This window comes from Nocardia sp. NPDC005998, from assembly GCF_040614395.1.
Taxonomy (GTDB): domain Bacteria; phylum Actinomycetota; class Actinomycetes; order Mycobacteriales; family Mycobacteriaceae; genus Nocardia.
Genome location: NZ_JBEXUI010000011.1, coordinates 52,052 through 71,800 on the forward strand (window position 1 = coordinate 52,052; position 19,749 = coordinate 71,800).

General features: G+C 66.0%; 19 protein-coding genes and 1 pseudogene. 8 read left to right on the plus strand and 12 right to left on the minus strand.

Annotation, left to right across the window (positions count from 1 at the left end; genetic code table 11):
* Positions 1-101 precede the first annotated feature (101 nt).
* From ABZ293_RS17375 to ABZ293_RS17395, 5 genes are all read right to left on the minus strand, one after another.
* Entirely contained in the window at positions 102-1,157 is a 1,056-nt protein-coding gene (locus ABZ293_RS17375) for an acyl-CoA dehydrogenase family protein (protein ID WP_355181662.1), read from the minus strand.
* 138 nt (positions 1,158-1,295) lie between these two features.
* Positions 1,296-2,312, minus strand: a complete 1,017-nt coding sequence (locus tag ABZ293_RS17380; protein ID WP_355181664.1) for an acyl-CoA dehydrogenase family protein — start codon at positions 2,310-2,312, stop codon at positions 1,296-1,298.
* On the minus strand, positions 2,309-3,451 hold the full coding sequence (locus ABZ293_RS17385; protein WP_355181666.1) for an acyl-CoA dehydrogenase family protein: 1,143 nt from the start codon (positions 3,449-3,451) through the stop codon (positions 2,309-2,311). Before ABZ293_RS17385 ends, ABZ293_RS17380 begins: the two co-directional genes overlap by 4 nt.
* A complete protein-coding gene (locus tag ABZ293_RS17390) occupies positions 3,451-4,377 on the minus strand; it encodes an enoyl-CoA hydratase (protein ID WP_355181668.1) in 927 nt (308 codons plus the stop codon). The genes ABZ293_RS17385 and ABZ293_RS17390 overlap by 1 nt, the downstream gene beginning before the upstream one ends.
* Positions 4,377-5,903: a FadD3 family acyl-CoA ligase gene (locus tag ABZ293_RS17395; RefSeq protein ID WP_355181670.1), complete on the minus strand. Its 1,527-nt coding sequence runs from the start codon at positions 5,901-5,903 to the stop codon at positions 4,377-4,379. The genes ABZ293_RS17390 and ABZ293_RS17395 overlap by 1 nt, the downstream gene beginning before the upstream one ends.
* Positions 5,904-6,027: 124 nt before the next feature.
* Here ABZ293_RS17395 and ABZ293_RS17400 point away from each other — a divergent pair, with 124 nt between their 5' ends.
* From ABZ293_RS17400 to ABZ293_RS17420, 5 genes are all read left to right on the plus strand, one after another.
* A complete protein-coding gene (locus tag ABZ293_RS17400) occupies positions 6,028-7,218 on the plus strand; it encodes an acyl-CoA dehydrogenase family protein (RefSeq protein WP_355181672.1) in 1,191 nt (396 codons plus the stop codon).
* Positions 7,215-8,051 carry an SDR family oxidoreductase gene (locus tag ABZ293_RS17405; protein ID WP_355181674.1) on the plus strand — a complete coding sequence of 279 codons (837 nt, stop codon included), beginning with the start codon at positions 7,215-7,217 and terminating at the stop codon, positions 8,049-8,051. The genes ABZ293_RS17400 and ABZ293_RS17405 overlap by 4 nt, the downstream gene beginning before the upstream one ends.
* Before the next feature lie 169 nt (positions 8,052-8,220).
* Positions 8,221-8,952: a hypothetical protein gene (locus tag ABZ293_RS17410; protein ID WP_355181676.1), complete on the plus strand. Its 732-nt coding sequence runs from the start codon at positions 8,221-8,223 to the stop codon at positions 8,950-8,952.
* 38 nt (positions 8,953-8,990) lie between these two features.
* On the plus strand, positions 8,991-9,596 hold the full coding sequence (locus ABZ293_RS17415) for a TetR/AcrR family transcriptional regulator (protein ID WP_354954432.1): 606 nt from the start codon (positions 8,991-8,993) through the stop codon (positions 9,594-9,596).
* A gap of 122 nt (positions 9,597-9,718) precedes the next feature.
* Complete coding sequence (locus ABZ293_RS17420) at positions 9,719-10,873, plus strand: acetyl-CoA C-acetyltransferase (RefSeq protein ID WP_355181914.1); 1,155 nt, start codon at positions 9,719-9,721, stop codon at positions 10,871-10,873.
* 186 nt (positions 10,874-11,059) lie between these two features.
* Here the strand turns inward: ABZ293_RS17420 and ABZ293_RS17425 are convergent, their stop codons facing one another.
* The 7 genes from ABZ293_RS17425 to ABZ293_RS17455 all read right to left on the minus strand — a co-directional run bounded on the left by ABZ293_RS17425 (position 11,060) and on the right by ABZ293_RS17455 (position 16,967).
* A complete protein-coding gene (locus tag ABZ293_RS17425; RefSeq protein ID WP_355181678.1) occupies positions 11,060-11,599 on the minus strand; it encodes a hypothetical protein in 540 nt (179 codons plus the stop codon).
* A 5-nt stretch (positions 11,600-11,604) separates the two neighbouring features.
* A complete protein-coding gene (locus tag ABZ293_RS17430; protein ID WP_355181680.1) occupies positions 11,605-12,807 on the minus strand; it encodes a hypothetical protein in 1,203 nt (400 codons plus the stop codon).
* Positions 12,804-13,103, minus strand: a complete 300-nt coding sequence (locus tag ABZ293_RS17435) for a hypothetical protein (protein WP_355181682.1) — start codon at positions 13,101-13,103, stop codon at positions 12,804-12,806. The genes ABZ293_RS17430 and ABZ293_RS17435 overlap by 4 nt, the downstream gene beginning before the upstream one ends.
* 315 nt (positions 13,104-13,418) lie before the next feature.
* The gene (locus tag ABZ293_RS17440; RefSeq protein ID WP_355181684.1) at positions 13,419-14,504 is read right to left on the minus strand and encodes a nitronate monooxygenase; all 1,086 of its coding nucleotides are present in this window, start codon (positions 14,502-14,504) and stop codon (positions 13,419-13,421) included.
* Positions 14,501-15,310 carry a CoA-transferase gene (locus ABZ293_RS17445; RefSeq protein ID WP_355181686.1) on the minus strand — a complete coding sequence of 270 codons (810 nt, stop codon included), beginning with the start codon at positions 15,308-15,310 and terminating at the stop codon, positions 14,501-14,503. The genes ABZ293_RS17440 and ABZ293_RS17445 overlap by 4 nt, the downstream gene beginning before the upstream one ends.
* Positions 15,307-16,179 (minus strand): CoA-transferase, encoded by an 873-nt coding sequence (locus ABZ293_RS17450; RefSeq protein WP_355181688.1) that lies wholly within the window; start codon positions 16,177-16,179, stop codon positions 15,307-15,309. Before ABZ293_RS17450 ends, ABZ293_RS17445 begins: the two co-directional genes overlap by 4 nt.
* The gene (locus ABZ293_RS17455; protein ID WP_355181690.1) at positions 16,179-16,967 is read right to left on the minus strand and encodes an enoyl-CoA hydratase family protein; all 789 of its coding nucleotides are present in this window, start codon (positions 16,965-16,967) and stop codon (positions 16,179-16,181) included. Before ABZ293_RS17455 ends, ABZ293_RS17450 begins: the two co-directional genes overlap by 1 nt.
* A 53-nt stretch (positions 16,968-17,020) precedes the next feature.
* On the opposite strand from ABZ293_RS17455, the gene ABZ293_RS17460 reads away from it, so the two are divergent.
* The 3 genes and pseudogenes from ABZ293_RS17460 to ABZ293_RS17470 form a co-directional block, all read left to right on the plus strand.
* Positions 17,021-17,818, plus strand: a complete 798-nt coding sequence (locus tag ABZ293_RS17460) for an SDR family oxidoreductase (RefSeq protein ID WP_355181692.1) — start codon at positions 17,021-17,023, stop codon at positions 17,816-17,818.
* A 37-nt stretch (positions 17,819-17,855) separates the two neighbouring features.
* Positions 17,856-18,767, plus strand: a complete 912-nt coding sequence (locus tag ABZ293_RS17465; protein WP_355181694.1) for an SDR family oxidoreductase — start codon at positions 17,856-17,858, stop codon at positions 18,765-18,767.
* Positions 18,768-19,244: 477 nt separating this feature from the next.
* Positions 19,245-19,749, plus strand: a pseudogene (locus tag ABZ293_RS17470) (hypothetical protein); the annotation flags it as partial.

Sequence of the window (19,749 nt, forward strand, 5' to 3'; positions counted from 1 at the left end):
CTATCTATCTCGATGAAGTGCGTTACGACCCGCTCTACCTGCGGAAACGGCAGCGCCCCGGAGAGTGGGAGAGCTCCGCCGGGGCGCTGCCGGTGTGGTGACTACGCGGGCTGGACGAGCGGCCGGTGCGGCGTGCCGAACAGCTGGGCGTCACCGTGTGCGCGCTTGAAGAACAGGTGCGCGTCGTGCTCCCAAGTAATGGCGATGCCGCCGTGCAACTGCACCATCTCGGCGACGATCGTGCTGAACGCCTCCGAACAGTGCAGGCGAGCCGCCCAGACATCCTCGGCCGCCGATGACGACCGCTCCGCGACGGCGGTGGTCGCCGCATAGGAGGTGGACTTGGCCGATTCCACCAGCACGTACATATCCGCCATGCGGTGCTTGAGCGCCTGGAAGCTGCCGATCGCACGACCGAACTGCACCCGTGACTTGGTGTACTCCACCGTCAGCTCCAGGCAGCGCTCGGCCGCGCCCACCTGCTCGGCCGCGACGGCGGCCCAGGCGATTTCGTGCAGTCGCGCGGTGACGGCGGCGGGATCGCCGGTCCCGAGCCGTCGCCCTGCGACGCCGGTGAAGGTTATTTCGGCAAGCTTGCGGGTCGGATCCATGGTCGGCACCGAATGCCGGGACACGCCATCGGCCGCGGCATCGACCTCGAAAAGTCCCGTCGGCGTCACCACCACGAGAGTGTCGGCGTGCAGTCCATCGAGTACGTAATGTGATGTGCCGGACAGTATTTCGCCATCGGCGTGCACGCCGGGCGCATCCCAGCCATCCGGGCCCGCCCAGCAGAGGGCGATCGTTCTCGCGCCCTCGGCGACCTCCGGCAGCAGCCGCTCACATGCGTCGACGTCACCGGACAACAGCACCGCCTGCGCACCGAGCACGGCCGAACCGAGCATCGGAACCCCGGCGAGTGTGCGGCCCAATTCGGTGACCACCAGCAGGGATTCGACCAGACTCGCGCCGAATCCGCCGTACTCCTCCGGAATCGCCAGCGCGGCGACGCCGACCTGCTCGCACAGCAGCCGCCATAGCTTCTCGTCGTAGCCGAGCTCGGTATCCATACCCGCGCGCACCGCCGCGGAGCCCGCGTGCTTGGTCAGCAGCGCCCGCACCGATGCGATGAATTCCTGATGTTCAGTGCTGGTCATGCGAAACCTCGTATGGGCGATCGCACGATAGGTCGCGAGTGCGCGAGTCGTTCGGGCGATGGCGGGTCGGATATGGGACACGGCTGCGGCGCGGTGAGCGGCCGAATCCGGCGGCGGGTTGATGGATTTCGACGCTGATCACGCGGACCCCCGCAGGTCGCGATCCCGCAGCGTCGCCGCGATCCGGGCGCGATGCAGATCCGGTGTGCCCCACGCCGATCGAAGCGCGGTCACCCTGGTCAGCCACAGCGACAGGTCGTACTCGGCGGTGTAGCCGATGGCGCCGTGTACCTGTAGCGCCGCACGCGCGGAGCGATAGGCCGCGTCACCGCAGGCGATCACCGCTGCCGAAACATCGCGGCCGCGGGTGGTATCACCCATGGTCAGTGCCGCCCGGTAGAGCAGCGGCTCGGCCAGATCCAGCCCGATCAGCACATCGGCCAACTTCTGCTTCACGGCCTGGAACTCACCGATCGGCTTGCCGAACTGCTTGCGCTGCTTGGCATATTCGGTCGCGGCGGCCAATAGCGCCCGGCCCGCGCCGAGCAGCTGCGCCGCATTGGCCAGCGCCCCCGCATCGAAGGCGGCGGCAATGGCGTCGCGGACATGATCGCCCTCGGCAACCACCGCATCGGCCTCGACTGTGAACAGTCGTCGCGCCGGATCGACCGACCGCACCAGCTCCGTCCGGTGCGCGGTGCGGAGTTGATCACCGTCCGCGATCAGCACCACCTCGGCGACATCCGCGTCCAATGCGACCGTGCCGTGCGCGGGTGACGCGAACGCCAGCGTGCCCAGCGCCGCGCCGTCGGCGAAGCCGGGCAGCCAACGCGCGGCCAGCGCGGTATCCGGAAGGGCCTGCAGCAGTGCGGGTATCGCGGCCGCCGTCGCCACCAGGGGGCCGGGCGCGGCGGCCCGGCCGATCTCCTGGAACGCGACGACCAGATCGATCGGCTCCGCGCCCATGCCGCCGTGCCGTTCCTCGATGGCAAGGCCGAGCGCTCCCGCACCGGCCAGCTGCCGGATGAGCCCGCGGCCGGGCTGAGGATCTCCACTGGCCCAGGACCGTACGGCCGCGGGGGTGCGTCCGGCATCGAGCAGCTTGCGCAGGCTGGTGCCGAAGTCGACTTGTTCCGGGCTGAGCGCGAATCTCATCGGCTGCTCCCTCTCGGTAGTCCGAGCAGTCGCTCGGCGATGATATTGCGCTGAATCTCGTTGGTACCGGCATAGATCGGACCGGAGAGCGAGAACAGATAGCCATCGGTCCACGGCCCGGACCGTTCGGCCGCGCCGCCCAGTACCTCCAGTGCGGTTTCGTGCATGGCGATATCGAGTTCGGACCAGAACACCTTGGTGATCGACGATTCCGCGCCCAATTTGCCGCCCTCATTGAGCCGGGTGACCGTGCCGAAGGTGTGCAGCCGGTAGGCCTCACTGCCGATCCAGGCATCGACCACCGCATCGCGCTGTGCGGTATTGGTGTGATCGCCGGTGTCGAGCCACAGGTCGATCAGCCGCTGCGCGGTCGCGCTGAAGCGGCCCGGACTGCGCAGCGACAGGCCGCGCTCATTGCTCGAGGTGCTCATCGCGACCCGCCAGCCGTCACCGGGCTCGCCGATCACATCGCGATCCGGGACGAAGACGTCGTCGAGGAAGATCTCCGCGAATCCGGGCTCACCGTCCAACTGCGGGATCGGCCGTACCGAAACACCATCCGCAGAGAGCGGGAACATTACGTACGTGAGTCCGCGATGCCGTTCGGCCTCGGGATCACTGCGGAACAGCCCGAAGGCCCAGTCCGCGAACGACGCCCGCGAACTCCAGGTCTTCTGCCCGCTCAACAGCCAGCCGCCGGTGGTGCGGCGCGCGGTCGAGCGGATACCGGCCAGATCGCTGCCCGCCTCCGGCTCGGACCAGGCCTGCGCCCAGATATCGTCGCCGCGCGCCATCCGCGGCATGATCCGGTCCAACTGCTCCGGGGTGCCGTGCTCGAAAAGCGTCGGCGCCAATAGGAAGATGCCGTTCTGGCTGACCCGCCCCGGCGCGCCGGCGGCGTAATACTCCTGCTCGAAGAGCACCCACTCCAGCAGCGAGGCATCGCGTCCGCCGTACTCCCGCTGCCAGGAGACGACCGACAGGCGCGCGTCGGCGAGGGTGCGTTCCCATTCGCGATGTGCCTCGAAGCCGGCCTTGGTATCCATGGAGGGCAGCGGTTTCGCGGGTTTGTTGGCGGCGAGGAATTCGCGAACTTCCTGTTGGAATTCGGCGGTCGCCTGATCGAGATCCAGATCCACTACGTTGTCCCGTTCTGCTCGGACGTCGGCTCGGTGGTCACCGAGGCCGACGCGGATGCCGAAGCGGTCGCCGTGCTCTTCATCGACTTGGCGGTCATGCCGCCGAGCGAATCCGCGCCAACCTCGGCATTGTGTGCGTGCGCGAAATGGTGCAGGCCGAATGCCGAATCCATGCCCGCGCGCATACCCATCAGATCCTCGGCCTGGTTGACCGCCTTCTTGGTCAGCGCCAGCCCGAATTGCGGCATGGTGGCGATCTTTTCGGCCAGCGCCAGGGTTTCGGTTTCGAGTTCGGCGCGCGGCACGACGCGATTGACCATGCCCCATTCCTTGGCCTGGGCCGCATCGAAGCGGTCCCCGGTGAACAGGAATTCCTTGGCCGCGCGCGGCCCCATCACCCACGGGTGCGCGAAATACTCCACACCCGGAATGCCCATGCGGACAACGGGATCGGAGAAGAACGCGTCATCGGAGGCGATAATGAGGTCGCAGACCCAGGCCAGCATGAGCCCGCCAGCGATACACGCGCCCTGCACCATCGCGATGGTCGGCTTGGGGATTTCCCGCCAGCGGCGGCACATCCCCAGGTACACCTCGGTCTCGCGGGCGAAGCGCTGATCGCCGCCGACCCGGTCCACATGGTCCCACCACAGCGCGGCCTTGTTCTGATAGCGCACATGGTGATCGCGTCCTGGCGTGCCGATGTCATGGCCCGCACTGAAATGCTTTCCGTTGCCCGCCAGGACGATCACCTTGACCTCGGCGTCTTCGACGGCACGCTCGAATGCGGCATCGAGGGCATAGGTCATCACCGAATTCTGCGCGTTGCGGTAGTCCGGCCGGTTCAGCGTGACAATCGCGATCGGGCCGCGCCGCTCATAGGTGACGACGTCTCCCTCATCGGGAACACCGTTCTCGTCGGACATTACGACTTCTCCTCACGTAGTTGACGCTTGAGCACTTTCCCGGCCGCGCTATAGGGCAGTTGGTCCCGGAATTCGATGAATCGGGGCACCTTGAAATTGGCCAGCACGGTGCTCGCATGCGCGCGCACTTGCTCCTCGGTGAGCGCGGCGCCGGGTTTGCGCACTACAAATGCCTTGCCCACCTCACCCATTCGGGTATCCGGCACCCCGATGACCGCGGATTCGGCCACGCCGTCGAGCCGGGCCAGCGCCTGCTCGATCTCCGCCGGATACACATTGAAACCGCCGGAGATGTACATATCCTTGAGCCGGTCGGTGATCTTCAGGTACCCGCGCTCGTCGAGCGTGCCGATATCACCGGTGTGCAGCCAGCCCTCGGCATCAATGGTTTCGGCGGTGCTCTCCGGATCGTTGAGGTAGCCGAGCATCACATTCGGCCCGCGCAGCAATACCTCACCTTCTGGGCTCAGCCGCAATTCGAAATCGGCGATCGGGCGGCCACAGGTGCCCGCGATGGTGGCGGCATCGTCATCGGCGCGGCACATGGTGCCGAATCCGGCGGCCTCGGAGAGTCCGTAGCCGGTGATGACCACAGTGAAATCGAGTTCCGAGCGCATGCGCTCGACCAGTACCACCGGCACCGTCGCGGCACCGGTCACGGCGACGCGCAAGGTGCTCAGGTCGTAGCTGTCCCGGTCCGGGAAGTCGAGAATGGTCTGGTAGATGGTCGGCGGTCCGGGCAGCACCGTGATCTTCTCGTCGCCGACCAGGCGCATGGTCGCCGGCACATCGAAGGTCGCCTGCGGAATGATCGTCGCGCCGGTCACCAGACAGGCGAGGATGCCCGCCTTGTAACCGAAGTTGTGGAAGAACGGGCTGACAACCAGATAGCGATCGGAGCCGGTCAAGGTGGTGCATTCGGCCCACGCGCGCACAACCGACAGCGCCTGCCGATGCGCGACCAGGGTGCCTTTGCTGCGTCCAGTGGTGCCGGAGGTGAACAGGATGTCGGAAATATCCTCCGGGTCGACGCCCTCGGCGCGCTGCATGGCATCGGCCACGGAGACCGATTCGGCGATTTCGGCGAGCTGCGACCAGTTGACGGCCGCGGCGTCGGTCGTCTCGGTCCCCGGCTCCACGGGGATCACGACCACCGTGTCGATGCGCAATTCCGGTGCGGCGGAGCGCAATTCGGCCAGTCGATCCCGGCCGAGGAAGGTTCCGGCGATGAACAGCGCCTTGGCCTCGACGCGCGCGAGCACATCGGCGGCCTCATCGGCGACATAACGGGTATTGAGCGGCACCAAGGCCGCGCCCGCGTAGTGCGCGCCCAGCGCGGCGACCACCCAGTGATAGGTGTTCGGCGCCCACATGGCGACCCGGTCGCCCGACTGCACGCCGCGGGCGATCAGCGCCCGCGCCACCTCCTGCACCGCCGCGAGCAACTGCGTCCAGTCGAGCCGAACCTCGCCGTCGCCGAGGGCGGGTGCGGCGCCGAAGGTGCGCGCGGCATCGTGCAGTGCCATGGGTGTCGTTTGTGCAGGGGTTGTCACGGTTGTCCTCACCGTCGGCGGGGTCTTTTGCTGCCTTTGCTCGATCAAAGTGGTCAGCCTCTAACAAAGCAAGTGCTTGGTAGGTTATCCTACCGGCGTGGGTGCGATCCAGACCTCAGATTCCGACACTGCTGCACAGGACGCGCGGTTTTCCGCAGAAGTGCGCGAGTGGTTGGCCGAGAACCTCAATGGCGAGTTCCGCGCACTGCGTGGACTCGGCGGACCCGGCCGCGAGCACGAGGCCTTCGAGGAGCGCCTCGCCTGGGACCGGCACCTGGCCGCGTCCGGATGGACCTGTCTCGGCTGGCCCAAGGAATGGGGTGGTCGCGAGGCCTCGGTGCGCCAGCAGGTGATCTTCCATGAGGAGTACGCCAAAGCGAATGCGCCGGCCCGGGTTTCCCATGTCGGTGAGGAACTGCTCGGTCCGACCGTGCTCGCCTTCGGGACCCAGGCGCAGAAGCAGCGCTTCCTGCCCGGGGTCCGGAATGTGACCGAGCTGTGGTGCCAGGGCTACTCCGAACCCGGCGCGGGGTCCGACCTGGCGGCCATCACCACCAGCGCCCATCTCGACGGCGACGAATGGTCGATCAACGGCCAGAAGATCTGGACCTCGCTGGCCCATGTGGCCGACTGGTGCTTCGTCGTCGCGCGCACCGAAAAGGGGTCGACCCGACACAAGGGCCTGTCCTACCTGCTGGTTCCCATGCATCAGCCGGGCATCGAGGTCCGCCCGATCATCCAGTTGACCGGCACCTCGGAATTCAACGAGGTCTTCTTCGACAATGCGCGCACCGCCGCGGACCTGGTCGTCGGCGATCCGGGCGACGGCTGGCGCATTGCCATGGGCACGCTGACCTTCGAGCGCGGCATCTCCACCCTCGGCCAGCAGATCCGCTTCGCCCGCGAACTCGCCGATATCGAGGCGCTGGCCCGTCGCACCGGCGCGGCCGACGACCCGCTCATCGCCGACCGGATCGATAAGGCGTGGGTCGGCCTGCGCGTGCTGCGCGCGCATGCGCTGCGCACCATGGCCGATACGACCGCCGATGATGGCGGACAGGCCTCGGTCTCCAAACTGCTGTGGGCCAACTGGCATCGCGGCTTGGGCGAACTCGCCATGGCCGTGCTCGGTCCCGCCGGACTGGTCGCCGATGCGAACGATCTCAATGAATGGCAGCGGCTGTATCTGTTCACCCGCGCCGATACGATCTACGGAGGTTCGAACGAAGTGCAGCGCAATATCATCGCCGAGCGCGTGCTCGGGTTGCCGCGGGAGGCTCGGCCATGAGTGCAGCATCGCATAGCGATTCCATGGGGGGTAGTGGGCGTGGTCCGCTTTCTGTTGCGCCCCAGCCCATTCCGGGCCACGGTCTGCTGACCGGACGCACCGCCGTGATCACCGCCGCCGCGGGCACCGGCATCGGCTCGGCCACCGCGCGCAGGCTGCTCGCCGAGGGCGCCGATGTCGTCGTATCCGACTGGCACGAGCGGCGACTGGCCGAAACCGAGGTCGAACTGAAGGCCGAATTCCCGGATCGCCGCGTCGCATCGATCGCCTGTGATGTGCAGAGCACCGAACAGGTCGATGAGCTGATCCGCGGTGCGGCAACGGCATTGGGCCGCATCGACATCATGGTCAACAATGCCGGACTCGGCGGCGAGACCCCGGTCGTGGATATGACCGACGAGCAGTGGGATCGCGTCCTCGACATCACCCTCAACGGCACCTTCCGCTGCACCCGCGCGGCCCTCGGCTACTTCCGCGACGCGGGCCACGGCGGTGTCATCGTGAACAACGCCAGCGTGCTCGGCTGGCGCGCGCAATACGGCCAGGCCCACTACGCCGCCGCCAAGGCGGGCGTGATGGCCCTGACCCGCTGCAGCGCCGTCGAGGCCGCCGAATTCGGTGTCCGGATCAATGCGGTCGCCCCGAGCATTGCCAGGCACGCCTTCCTGGACAAGGTCAGTTCGACCGAACTGCTCGACCGCCTCTCCGAGGGCGAAGCCTTCGGCCGCGCCGCGGAACCATGGGAAGTCGCCGCCACCATCGCCATGCTGGCGAGTGATTACACCACCTATCTCACGGGTGAAGTGGTCTCAGTAAGCAGCCAGCGCGCTTGATTTTCGCAGTCGCAGTGGTCGTTCGGCGCAGTCGTGCGATCGCCTTTCGGCCAGTGCGACCTTGGACCTCTAGTGGGCGTCTGATCAGGTAAAAAGGTCAGGACGCGGCGCATCCGGGTGTGCCATGCTGGATATGGTCGGATCCCGCACTCCCTAAGGGGCGATGGCTATGGGCCCGGATCGCCCACATGCCCGCGAACAACTGGAACTCGAGTTGGTACGCGAAGTCGTGCTGGCCAGGCGACGGCTGGACAGCTTGGTGCTAGCGGCGCTCACCCTCGGCGCCGAACTCATGGACCACACCTCCGAACGCGCGACCGCGACCAGGGCGGCCCAAATTCTCGAACAGTACGCCGTCGACGAAACTGCGGTCGCCCGCGATCCGCGTGGCGCGTTGCGTGCCGATATGGCGCGAGATCACGAACGTGCCAGCCGAATCGGACTCAGCGCCGAATCTGGTGCCGGCTCGGAACAGGACCGGCGACGGCGACGGCAGACGGAATTGTTGTGTGAAGTGCGAGCAGATCTGCTCGACGTTGTTCGCAAATGCCGCAAATTTCGCTTCGATCGCGTCGCATTCGCCGATGAGATCGCGCAGGGTCTCTGCGCCGCCACCGACAAACTGGTCGTCGGTGCGGATATGGACACCTACCGCGCCTGGCAGCGCGGCATGGTCCTCAAACTCATCGAGGAACCGGTCCAGTTCGGTCCGCCGCGGGTAATGGCCACCGTCGACGCAGGACCCGATCGCGGCCCGCTGACCGTCGAATGGGACAGCTGCGAGCGCCGACTCGCATTGGTCGCCCGGATGGCGCGTGCGGGGATCTCACCGGTGGTGATCTGCGATCGACTGCTGGCGGATCTGTCCGTGTCCTCACCGCTGCGCTATTCCATGCGCTGATACCTCCCGGGTTCCCCAAGCAAATGCTTGGTTGTATTATGGCCCGTGTGACCGCATCAGACGCCTCGAAATCAGCACGGCGCAATGAACTGCTCGCGCTCGCGGCCCAACTGTTCGCCGAGCGTGGACTGCGTGCGACGACCGTGCGCGATATCGCCGATGCGGCCGGGATTCTATCGGGGAGCCTCTATCACCACTTCGATTCCAAGGAGTCGATGGTCGACGAGATTCTGCGCGGCTTCCTCGACGATCTGTTCGGGCGGTACCGGGAGATCGTCGCTTCCGGGCTGAGCTCGCGAGATACCTTGGAAGCCTTGGTGATCGCGTCCTATGAATCCTTCGACCGCTCGCACGCGGCGGTGGCGATCTATCAGGCCGAGGCCAAGCGCCTGCGCGATTCGGAGCGGTTCACCTATATCGCGGATTACAATCGCGAATTCCGCGAGCTGTGGCATCGGGTACTGATCAATGGCGTCGAGGACGGCACCTTCCGGCCGGAACTCGACGTCGAACTGGCCTACCGATTCCTGCGCGACACGGTGTGGGTTGCGGTCCGGTGGTACGAGCCCGGCGGCGCGATCACCGTCGAGAATCTCGCCAAGCAGTATCTGACCATCGTGCTCGACGGCCTCACCGTGCCGTAAGTCCACTTCGGCGGTCGGTGGTTATCCGAGCACCGCCTCCGGGCCCGTCGCTTCCGGCCGGGCAGCACACCAAGTAGGAGTTCTAGATGTCAGCACCATCCGCTCGCCGCCCATACGCCCCGCTGCGGGATGCCTATGTGATCGATGCCGTGCGCACTCCGGTCGGCAAGCGCAATGGCGCGCTGGCCGCGGTGCATCCGGCCGATCTCGGCGCGGCTGCGCTGCGAGGTCTGCTGGACCGCAATCCGATCGACCCGGCGGTGGTCGACGATGTGATCGTCGGCTGTGTCGACAACATCGGCCCGCAGGCGGGCAATATCGGCCGCACCATGTGGCTGACCGCCGGATATCCGGAGGAGGTTCCCGGAGTCACCGTCGACCGGCAGTGCGGATCCTCCCAGCAGGCCATCAATTTCGCCGCGCAGGCCATTATGAGCGGCACGGCCGAGGTGGTCGTCGCGGGCGGTGTGCAGAATATGAGCGCCATTCCGATCTCGGCGGCCATGCTGGCCGGCAAGGAGTACGGGTTCGATTCGCCGTTCGTCGGTGCGCAGGGCTGGGACCATCGCTATGGCACGGGCGAGGTTTCGCAGTTCAACGGCGCGCAGATGATCGCCGATAAGTGGAATATCAGCCGAGAAGAGATGGAGCGCTGGGCATTGCGCAGCCATGAGCGCGCCCGCGATGCCATCAAGAACGGCCGCTTCGATCGGGAGATTGTGCCGGTCGGCGAATTCTGGATCGACCAGTGCCCGCGCGAGACAACACTCGAGAAGATGGCGTCGCTGCCGGTGCTCGCCGAGGGCGGAACGCTGACCGCCGCGGTCGCCAGCCAGATCTCCGACGGCGCGAGCGCGACCCTGCTCGCCTCCGAATGGGCCGTCGAGGCATACGGATTGCGCCCACGCGCCCGCATCCACCACGTCAGCGCCCGCGGCGCCGACCCGATCATGATGCTCACCGGCCCCATCCCCGCCACCAAGTGGGCGTTGGAGAAGACCGGCCTGACCATCGACGATATCGATGTCATCGAGATCAACGAGGCCTTCGCCCCGGTCGTACTCGCTTGGCTGCGGGAGACCGGCGCCGATCCGGACAAAGTGAACGTCAACGGCGGCGCGATCGCCCTCGGCCACCCCCTCGGCGCCACCGGCGCAAAGCTTTTCGCCACCCTCCTCAACGAACTGGAACGCGTCAACGGCCGCTACGGCCTGCTCACCATCTGCGAAGGCGGCGGCACCGCCAACGCAACCATCATCGAGCGCTTGTCCGCCTAACCGGATATTTAGGCCGTACAAGTAAGAGCCGCACGGCTTTTCGGCAGGTCCTGCGTCGAGTGCCGGGTCGACTGTCGGGCATGCCCGACGAGTTACCCATGTACTCACGAGATCAGTTGTCGCCGAGCGCCGAAGGCCGCCTCCCCGGAGTGAATTCCGGTGAGGCGGCTTTCGTTGTCGGCGGTATCAGCCAGCTGGGACGAAGTATCCTGACTGTCGCGCTCCTGCTGGCGGAACTGATTCGAGGAGTGTGTCGGGCCGCAGCACATCTCCGCGCCGAACATTGCTGAAGAGTTTGCCACTCGGGATTGCCGGGACGGCTTGCTTGGGCGCCGAACCCTGGATGAAAACGTAGTACTCATAGTGGAAGGGGTCATCGGAGCTGAACACCGGCAGTCCCCGCCAGCAATACCCGGCCAATCCGGAGGCCGAATTCATCGTTTCCCGAGTCATTCCCGACTGGACGACCACCATCCGGTCCCAATCGTCATTCCAACCGGCCTCGGCCGTCAGTGCCCCCAGTGAAACCGTGCCGGGCGCAGTGGCTTTCGCGCGCACTGTCTGCTCGAGCCTCGCGGGCGAACCCAACGGCTGCGGATTCGACGCCAACTCGAACGTCCCGGTGCAGTTCTCCCCGACTCCGTTGCGCGGTGCCGAACTGACGGAACAACCCGTGAGGACCAGCACCGCCATACCGACAACAGCCGTACCCAGCTTGCTCCCCATTGCCCTCACTTCCCTGCCGGTAGCGGGATATCCGACGGTTCCGGCGAGCCGGTCTCACCGACCTTCACCCGGTTGCTCCACTCGATCTGCTGCTGCTGGTTGATCACGATCGCGTCACCAGCATCGATCTGCTGCTGCACCAGTCGCTGAAGCTCCTCAGTCGAGGCACCCGGATGCTCGACGGAAATCTGCCTACCGAGGCTGTTGTTGTACAGATCCATAGCCTCCCGCGCAGGAGCATTGCCGCCGATACCTTCGTGTGCCGTGCCGAAGCTTTGAGTCCAGTCCTCGCCGTATCGTTGGGTCATCAGCGCGTTCCAGTACATGTGCCGGAACGCGTCTCCATGACCGTCATTGAGAGCGGCGGCGTTGTTGTCATACGCCTTCTTGGCCGCTTCCTCAGCCTGTGATTTGAAGTCGAAGAAGTCGGTAACTCTGTTGATCCCGTCCGGTTTCGTGAGCTGCAACTCGAGCAGTGCGACTTCCTCGGGTGTCATGAATGTCGGCTGGAAATCCGGTGAAACCATCCGGATTTCGTTCAGCAACAGACCCGAAGGCCACAGGGTTGCACCCGACTTCGACGGTGCTGTCTGATATTTCGTGAGGATCTCGGCGAGCCTGGGGTCGCTGGGCATGGGAGTCGCACCCTGCTGCACCTCGGGCGACAGAGACTCCAGATGTCGCCTGACCTTCTCGCCACCCTCTTTGTCGGTCTGCTGAATCGACGTGAGTGCTCCCCGGATCCGACTGGTGAGGTAGAACTCGTAGCCCTCCTTCTCTACCAACCCGGCCGGACCGTGCTCCAGCACAACCTTCCAATTGGGCATTCGTGAGCGCACCTCGCCATCGTCCTCAACATAGAGGTGGTACTCCGAATTCTCGGCGTCGCGTTTTGCCTCTTTTATGACGTCAATGTAGCCAACAATGGCGTCGAGCTGGATGTAGATCTCCTGCTGGATATCCACCATCACCTGTTTGGTTCGCCGCGCATGGTCGCGGTCTTGGGCTGCGCGATCGCGAGCGGCGTTGCCAGCGGCGCGCTTCCAGTATTCGTAAGACATGTCGATCGCCGAAGCCGCCTTGGCGGTCTCGTCATCAAGTTTCTGGGCTTTGTCCGAGATCTTCGCACCGATGTTCACCGCAGGGCGAGGATCCCATGCGAGCACCTTCGACACCGTGAGGGCCTCGACATACGCGCCGCCACTCACCGCTGCCCAGCCTCCCGCAGACGGTCGGCGAAAGCCCCGTCTTCCGCAAGGAATTGAGTCACTGCCGTATCGGTGAGGTCTGCGAACTCGTGCAGACGGCGAGCGTGATATCCCACAACCTTGTTCAAAGCGGTCGCGACCGCGTCGACGGTCTGGGCTAGATCGGAGCTTTCCATTGTGGGCAGTGCGATGAGCCCCTCAGCCAAAGGCGCCAGTCCGTTGACAGTGTCACCGTGGCCTCGTGCTGTTTTCGCCAACTCTCGGGTCTTGTCCGGATCCAGCTCGAAGTCGCTCACCGGCGCCCCTTGTCTCATATGTCCGTTGTCGCGTCTGTTGAGGCTACAAGGGACGGCTGTGGTCGCCGTACCCGCTCCTCTACCAACCGGTCGGCGCCTGCTGCCAGTGCCATAAATTCTGACGGATCGCCGTTTGCGCATGGCCTTCGTTCGAGAAGACCGCGGCAAATAGCGGATTCGGCACCTCGATTCGCTGAGCGTCCACGGCGGCAAAGAGCAGAGTTGCGTGACGGGCGATGGACCGGTATGTGAAAGGCCGCCCCGGCCAAGAGGACTCGGGGCGGCCTTTGGCGGATCGAGGCGGCGCTGCCGTTTCTACGTGCTCGGGGTTGCGCCGGGATCTGTGGTGAGGCTGGCGATGGTGTCGATTCGGGTGACGGCTTCGGCGACTATGCGGTCGATGAGTTCCTTGCAGGTGGGGAGGTCGTCGATGATGCCGGTTACCTGGCCTGCGGCCAGGACACCGGCCTGGGTGTTGCCTTCGACTAGACCGGCGCGCAGGAGCATGGGGGTGTTGGCGGCCATGATCACCTGGGACCAGGTGAGGTCCTTGGCCTTTCGCATGGCCAGGCCGTCGCGGACCATGGTCGACCACTTCATGCCGGTCATGCCCTTGAACTTCGCCGCGTTCGATACCGCGGCGGTGAGGCCGCGCCAGCGGCCGGAATGTTCCAGGCGGTCGACGAGTTCGGTGTTCAGCACGCGATGTGGCATACCGTCGACCTTGAGCGAGACGACGGTGTCCTGCAGTTGCCGCTTCAGGTATTCCTGTTTGACGGCATCGGGGACGGTGCTCTCCTTGGTGAGCAGGAAGCGCGTACCCATCGCGACCCCCGCTGCGCCGTAGGCCAGCGCGGCCGCCAAACCACGGCCATCGAAGAATCCGCCCGCCGCGACGACCGGAATATCGACCGCGTCCAGCACCGAGGGCAGCAGCAGCGTGGTGGCCACCGGACCGGTGTGCCCACCGCCCTCGCCGCCCTGCACGATCACCGCGTCGGCACCCCAGGAGGCCACCTTCACCGCGTGTTTGGCCGCGCCGATCGACGGAATCACCACCACGCCAGCATCTTTCAGCTTGGCAATGAGCTCCTGCTTGGGCGCGAGCGCGAACGACGCGACGGCGACCCGCTCGCGGATCAGCAGATCGATCCGTTCGGGTGCGTCCGTGGCGTCCGCGCGGATATTCACGCCGAATGGCTTGTTGGTATGCGCCTTGGTCTTCGCGATCGCGGCTTCCAATTCGGCGAAGGTCATGGTCGCCGAGGCCAGAATCCCGAGCCCACCCGCCTCCGCGGTGGCCGAGACCAGACTCGGCCCGGCCACCCAGCCCATACCGGTCTGCACGATCGGATGTTCGATGCCGACCAGCTCGGTCAGCGGTGTCCGCAGCATGCTCACGCCGGCACCTCCGATTCCCGAACCTTCTTGGGATCGAGCACATCCCGGATCAACCGCAGCTCTTCCGCGGTCGGCAGCCGGGTCTCACCCGCATCGCCGAGACCCGCGATCTCGAACGAGGTGTTCTCGGCGACCTCGGCGGCGGTGACGCCCGGATGCAGACTGCGTGCCCGCATGGTGTGCTCGGGCCCTTCGAAATCGAATACGCCCAGATTGGTGACCACCCGGTGCAGATGGTGGAACCGATACGCCGGATTGGCCGGATCGACCTTGTCGTAGCCGACGCCGGAGACGATATCGACCTGATCGACGAAGACCCGGCGGGTATGCCGCGAAACCCAGTAGCTGGTCGGATGATTGATGGTGTTGCCCGGTGCGCCGCGCACACCGAACATCTGCCTGGTCGGCTGCTGCAATGGGCCGAATGCCGACAGGTTCTGATTGCCGAACCGATCGATCTGGTTGGCCCCCATCACCACATGGCGACGACCGGAGGCCACCACATCGAAGACCTTGCGGAACGGAATCCACCCCTCGGTCGGCGCCTTGCCGCCCAGCGGGGGAGTGTCGGCGAAGAACAGCGCTTCGCCATCGGAGAGCAGCAGATCGGGTTCGGTGGTCAACTTGGCAAGGCGCGCACCGATGATCGACATCGGCGACATCGGCGAGGCCATGATTTCCCCCGCGCCGCTGAAGATCTCGGCACAGGCCACCGCGCAGATCTCGGCCCGGGTAACTGTTTCGGTCGTAGGCCCACCCGTCGCCCGACCGCCACCCCTCACGGAATCGCTACGCGATGCTGTCATTTTTGTACCTCCTGTGCGAACTCGCGAACGGCGGCCTGATACTCGTCCTCGGAGACCGCGAGATATTTGTCGACGAACCGCTGCCAGGACTCCGGCGTCTTGGCCGCTTCCACATAGTGCTTCTGGAACTTCTCGTCCCGGCCGTAGCTGTCCGCGGCCAGCGTGAAGTGCGCGCCGCCGGGCGCCTCGACCACACCGTCGACCAGCATCCGGTTGAGCAATAACGACTGCAGTGGGACGGCTTTCACCAGTTCCTCGGTCTCCACCACCCGCTCGACCGATACATAGCGACGCTCGGCGGCCAGGCAGTACAGATCGTCGAAGTACGGATCGACACCGGTATAGGCGGCATTGCCGTGCTTATCGCCGATATTCAGATGGACAAGTGCCGCATCGAGATTCAGCGCGGGCATTGCGATGAGTGTTTCGCCGTCCGAGTAGGGCGAAGCGACGGTCTTCAGCTCGCCATCCCAGAAATTGACGACATCGGATCCGAGCCCGGCCCGGATCGGCAGGAACGGCAGTCGTGCGGCCGCGGCCTCCAGTCCGCACTTCAACATGCCCTCGTCCATCTCCCGTGCCACCAGCGCGCCGGAGGTGCGGGCCGTGGCGAACCACGGGTCGTAGAACGGCGGCGAATCCAGGGATACGAAGCCGTAGTACGCCTTGCGCACCTTGCCCGCCGAGCACAGCAGACCGATATCCGGTCCGCCGTAGCTGACCACGGTCAGATCCGTGATATCCGAGCGCAGGATGGCCCGCACCAGCGCCATCGGCTTGCGCCGCGAGCCCCAGCCGCCGATGCCGATGGTCATCCCGCTGCGCAGTTCGCCGACGACCTCGTCGAGCGACATTCGCTTGTCCCGCATCAGTTTTCCCTGCCCTCTTCCTTGGAGCTCTCTTCCTTGCGCGCGGCCAGATCGTCGTCGAACCGCGCCCGGATCTCATCCGCCACCCCGGCCAGATTCAGTTCGAAGGTGAAACCCTGTTCGTAGCGGTAGCTGCGGTGCACGTCCTGCACATCGATGCCATTGAGCGCCCGCTTCGCCGCGCGGATCACCCGACCATCCTTGGCCGCGATGTTCTTGGCGACTTCCAGTGCGGCGGCATCGAGTTCGGCGCGCGGCACCACCTGATAGACCGATCCGAAGTGCTGTAGCTGCTGGGCGGTGATGGTGCTCGCGGTGTAGAACAGCGCGCGCATCAGATGCTGCGGCACCAGCCGGGACAGATGCGTGGCCGCGCCGAGCGCACCGCGGTCGACCTCGGGTAGGCCGAAGGTGGCGTCATCGGAGGCGATCACCACATCGGCATTGCCGACCAGGCCGATGCCGCCACCGAGGCAGAAGCCCTGCACCGCGGCGATGACCGGAACCGGGCAGTCGTAGACCGCCGCGAACGCCTCGAAGCAGCCGTGATTGGCGTCGATCAGTGCCTGATGGCCCGGGGTGCGCTGCATCTCCTTGATATCGACACCGGCATTGAAGCCGCGGTTCTCGGCGCGCAGCACCACGACCTTGGTCTCCGGATCGCGCCCGGCCGCGCGGATCTCATCCGCCAGGGTGAACCAGCCGTCGGACGGTATGGCGTTGACCGGCGGATAGTCGACCGTGACCACGGTGATGCCGGTTGATTCGGAGTGACGGTTGATCCCCATCGCGTATCCATTCGTGGTTGGCAAAGCAAGCAGTTGCTTGGTAGGTTAGCACGGTGGCACTCGAAATCGATCTCACCGGCAGCGTCGTTCTGGTCACCGGTGGTGTGCGCGGGGTGGGTGCGGGCGTCAGCAGGGCCTTTCTCGCCGCGGGCGCGACCGTTATCGCCTGCGCGCGACGTCCAGGGGACGCACCTGTGCGCCATGACGGTCGGGAGATCGAATACCTGCCCTGCGATGTGCGTGACGCCGACGCGGTACAGGGACTGGTCGATGCGATCGTCGCGCGCCACGGCCGCCTCGATCACCTGGTCAATAACGCGGGCGGCGCGCCGTTCGCCCTCGCCGCGACCGCGAGCAAGAACTTCCACACCAAGATTGTCGAACTGAATCTGCTCGCGCCGCTGCTGGTTTCGCAGGCCGCCAATGCGGTGATGCAGCAGCAGCCGGGCGGCGGCTCGATCGTGATGGTGTCCAGCGTCAGCGGTCACCGGCCCTCGCCGGGCACCGCTGCCTACGGCGCGGCCAAGGCGGGCATCGACAGCCTGACCGCCACGCTCGCGGTCGAATGGGCCCCGAAGGTCCGGGTGAATTCGCTGGTCGTCGGCCCGGTCGAGACCGAACAGAGTCAGCTGCACTATGGCGATCAAGATGGTGTCGACGCGGTCGGCGCGACCATTCCGCTCGGTCGGATGGCCCGGCCCGACGATATCGGCAGCTGCGCCGTATTCCTGACCTCACCGCTGGCCGCCTTTGTCAGCGGCGCGACGTTGCTGGTGCACGGCGGGGGTGAGCGTCCGGCATTTCTGGCCGCGTCGAATGCCAATGTCGCCGAGCAGCCCGCCGAGGCATGAACAACCGAACCCGAAAACGAAGAGGACACAACAGGTTATGGACACCGAGCAGATCTGCGCCGGGCGCGTCGTCATTGTCACCGGCGCTGGCCGCGGTATCGGCCGGGCGCATGCGCTCGCCTTCGCCGCCGCCGGGGCGCGCGTGGTGGTCAACGATCTCGGCTCCGCCCTGGACGGTGCGGCGACCAGCGAGACCCCCGCCGAACAGGTCGTCGCCGAGATCAAGGCACTCGGCGGGGAGGCCGTGGCCAATGGCGACGACATTGCTGACTGGGACGGTGCGCGCAATCTCATCCGCCAGGCGGTCGACACCTTCGGCCGTCTGGACGTGCTGGTCAACAATGCCGGATTCGTGCGCGACCGGATGCTGGTGAACCTCGGCGAGGACGAGTGGGACGCGGTGATCCGAGTGCACCTCAAGGGCCACTTCGCGACCATGCGCCACGCCATCGAGTACTGGCGCGGTGAATCCAAGGCCGGTCGTGCGGTCGATGCCCGCATCATCAACACCAGCTCCGGCGCGGGCCTGCAGGGCAGCGTCGGCCAGGGCAACTATGGCGCGGCCAAGGCCGGTATCGCGGGCCTGACCCTCACCGCCGCGGCCGAATTCGCGCGCTACGGCGTCACCGTCAATGCCATCGCCCCCGCCGCCCGCACCCGCATGACCGAGACCGTCTTCGCTGAAACCATGGCCGCCCCCGAGGACGGCTTCGACGCGATGGCTCCGGAAAATGTTTCGCCGATCGTCGTCTGGCTCGGCAGCGCACAGTCCTCCGCTGTCACGGGCCGTATGTTCGAGGTCGAAGGCGGCAAGGTGGCCCTGGCCGATGGCTGGCGGCACGGCACCGCTGTCGATCGCGGCGCGCGCTGGAACCCCGCCGAACTCGGTCCGGTGGTCGCCGACCTGATCGCCAAGTCCGTTCCGCCGGAGCCGGTTTACGGCGCCTGAGGGCACGGAACCGGCATGCGAGTCCGCGTTGCCGTGCCGAGTCCGCCATGCCGTGCGCGTGCACCGTTTTGTGCGCGAGTCCGCCGTGCCGTCCGAACGGCGGTGCCGTTGCTGCGATTCCGCGCCCTGACCGGTCGCCGCGGCGCGTCGGCATACGGACTGGTTCGCTGGTTTTCCTGGGGGTGCGCGTAGGGGGATTGACGCGGAAGTGTGTTCGGGATTACACGCGAAGTTCCGAAGGCGCGATCTGGGCGCTCGACCGGTTCCGGGCAGACGGCCGGTCGGGCGTGTCTTATGCCGTGCGTGGCCCGACCGACTGCGCGGTTTTGGGCTGCGGTTTACTATGGGCTCCCGTCCGTCGAAGTCCCGGAATTTATGAGTTGCGACCGGGCAACAGATCTGCGCTATATCGAATCAGGGGAAGGCTGGCGCATGGCCGTTGGTCGCACGTCGCGTGTGGTTGCAGTGCTTGCGACTGTGGCTGGCTTTGCGCTCCTCGGGGGAGTGCCGGCCGAGGCGCAGCCCGGCAGCTCGTGCCCGCGGTGCGCGGATCCTGATTACCCCGCGCCGGATGCGACCGGCGATGTATGGGAGCCACTGGCGATTCCGGGCCAGTCGAGTGTCAGTTCACCGATTGATCCGACCGATGCCGCCGCGGGTGTCAACCCGGCCGCCGGTCCCGGTTCGGCAGCGGGTTCGGCCGCCGCTGGCTCCGCGCCCCTCGGCGCGACGGGTCTGCTCGGCGCACTCCTCGGCGGCGGCTCGGTCGGCGTGGGCACCATTATCGGCACCGGCTCCGCGGGCGTTGGCGCGATCATCGGCCCTGGTTCGGCGGGTGTCGCCACCATTCTCGGCACCGGTTCGGCGGCGGTAGCCGGTACCGGTTCGGCGGCGCTGGGCACCGGCTCCGCCATCCTCGGAACGGGCTCCGCGGCAGTCGGTTCCGCTGGTGTCGGTACCGGATCTGTGCTGGGTGGTACGG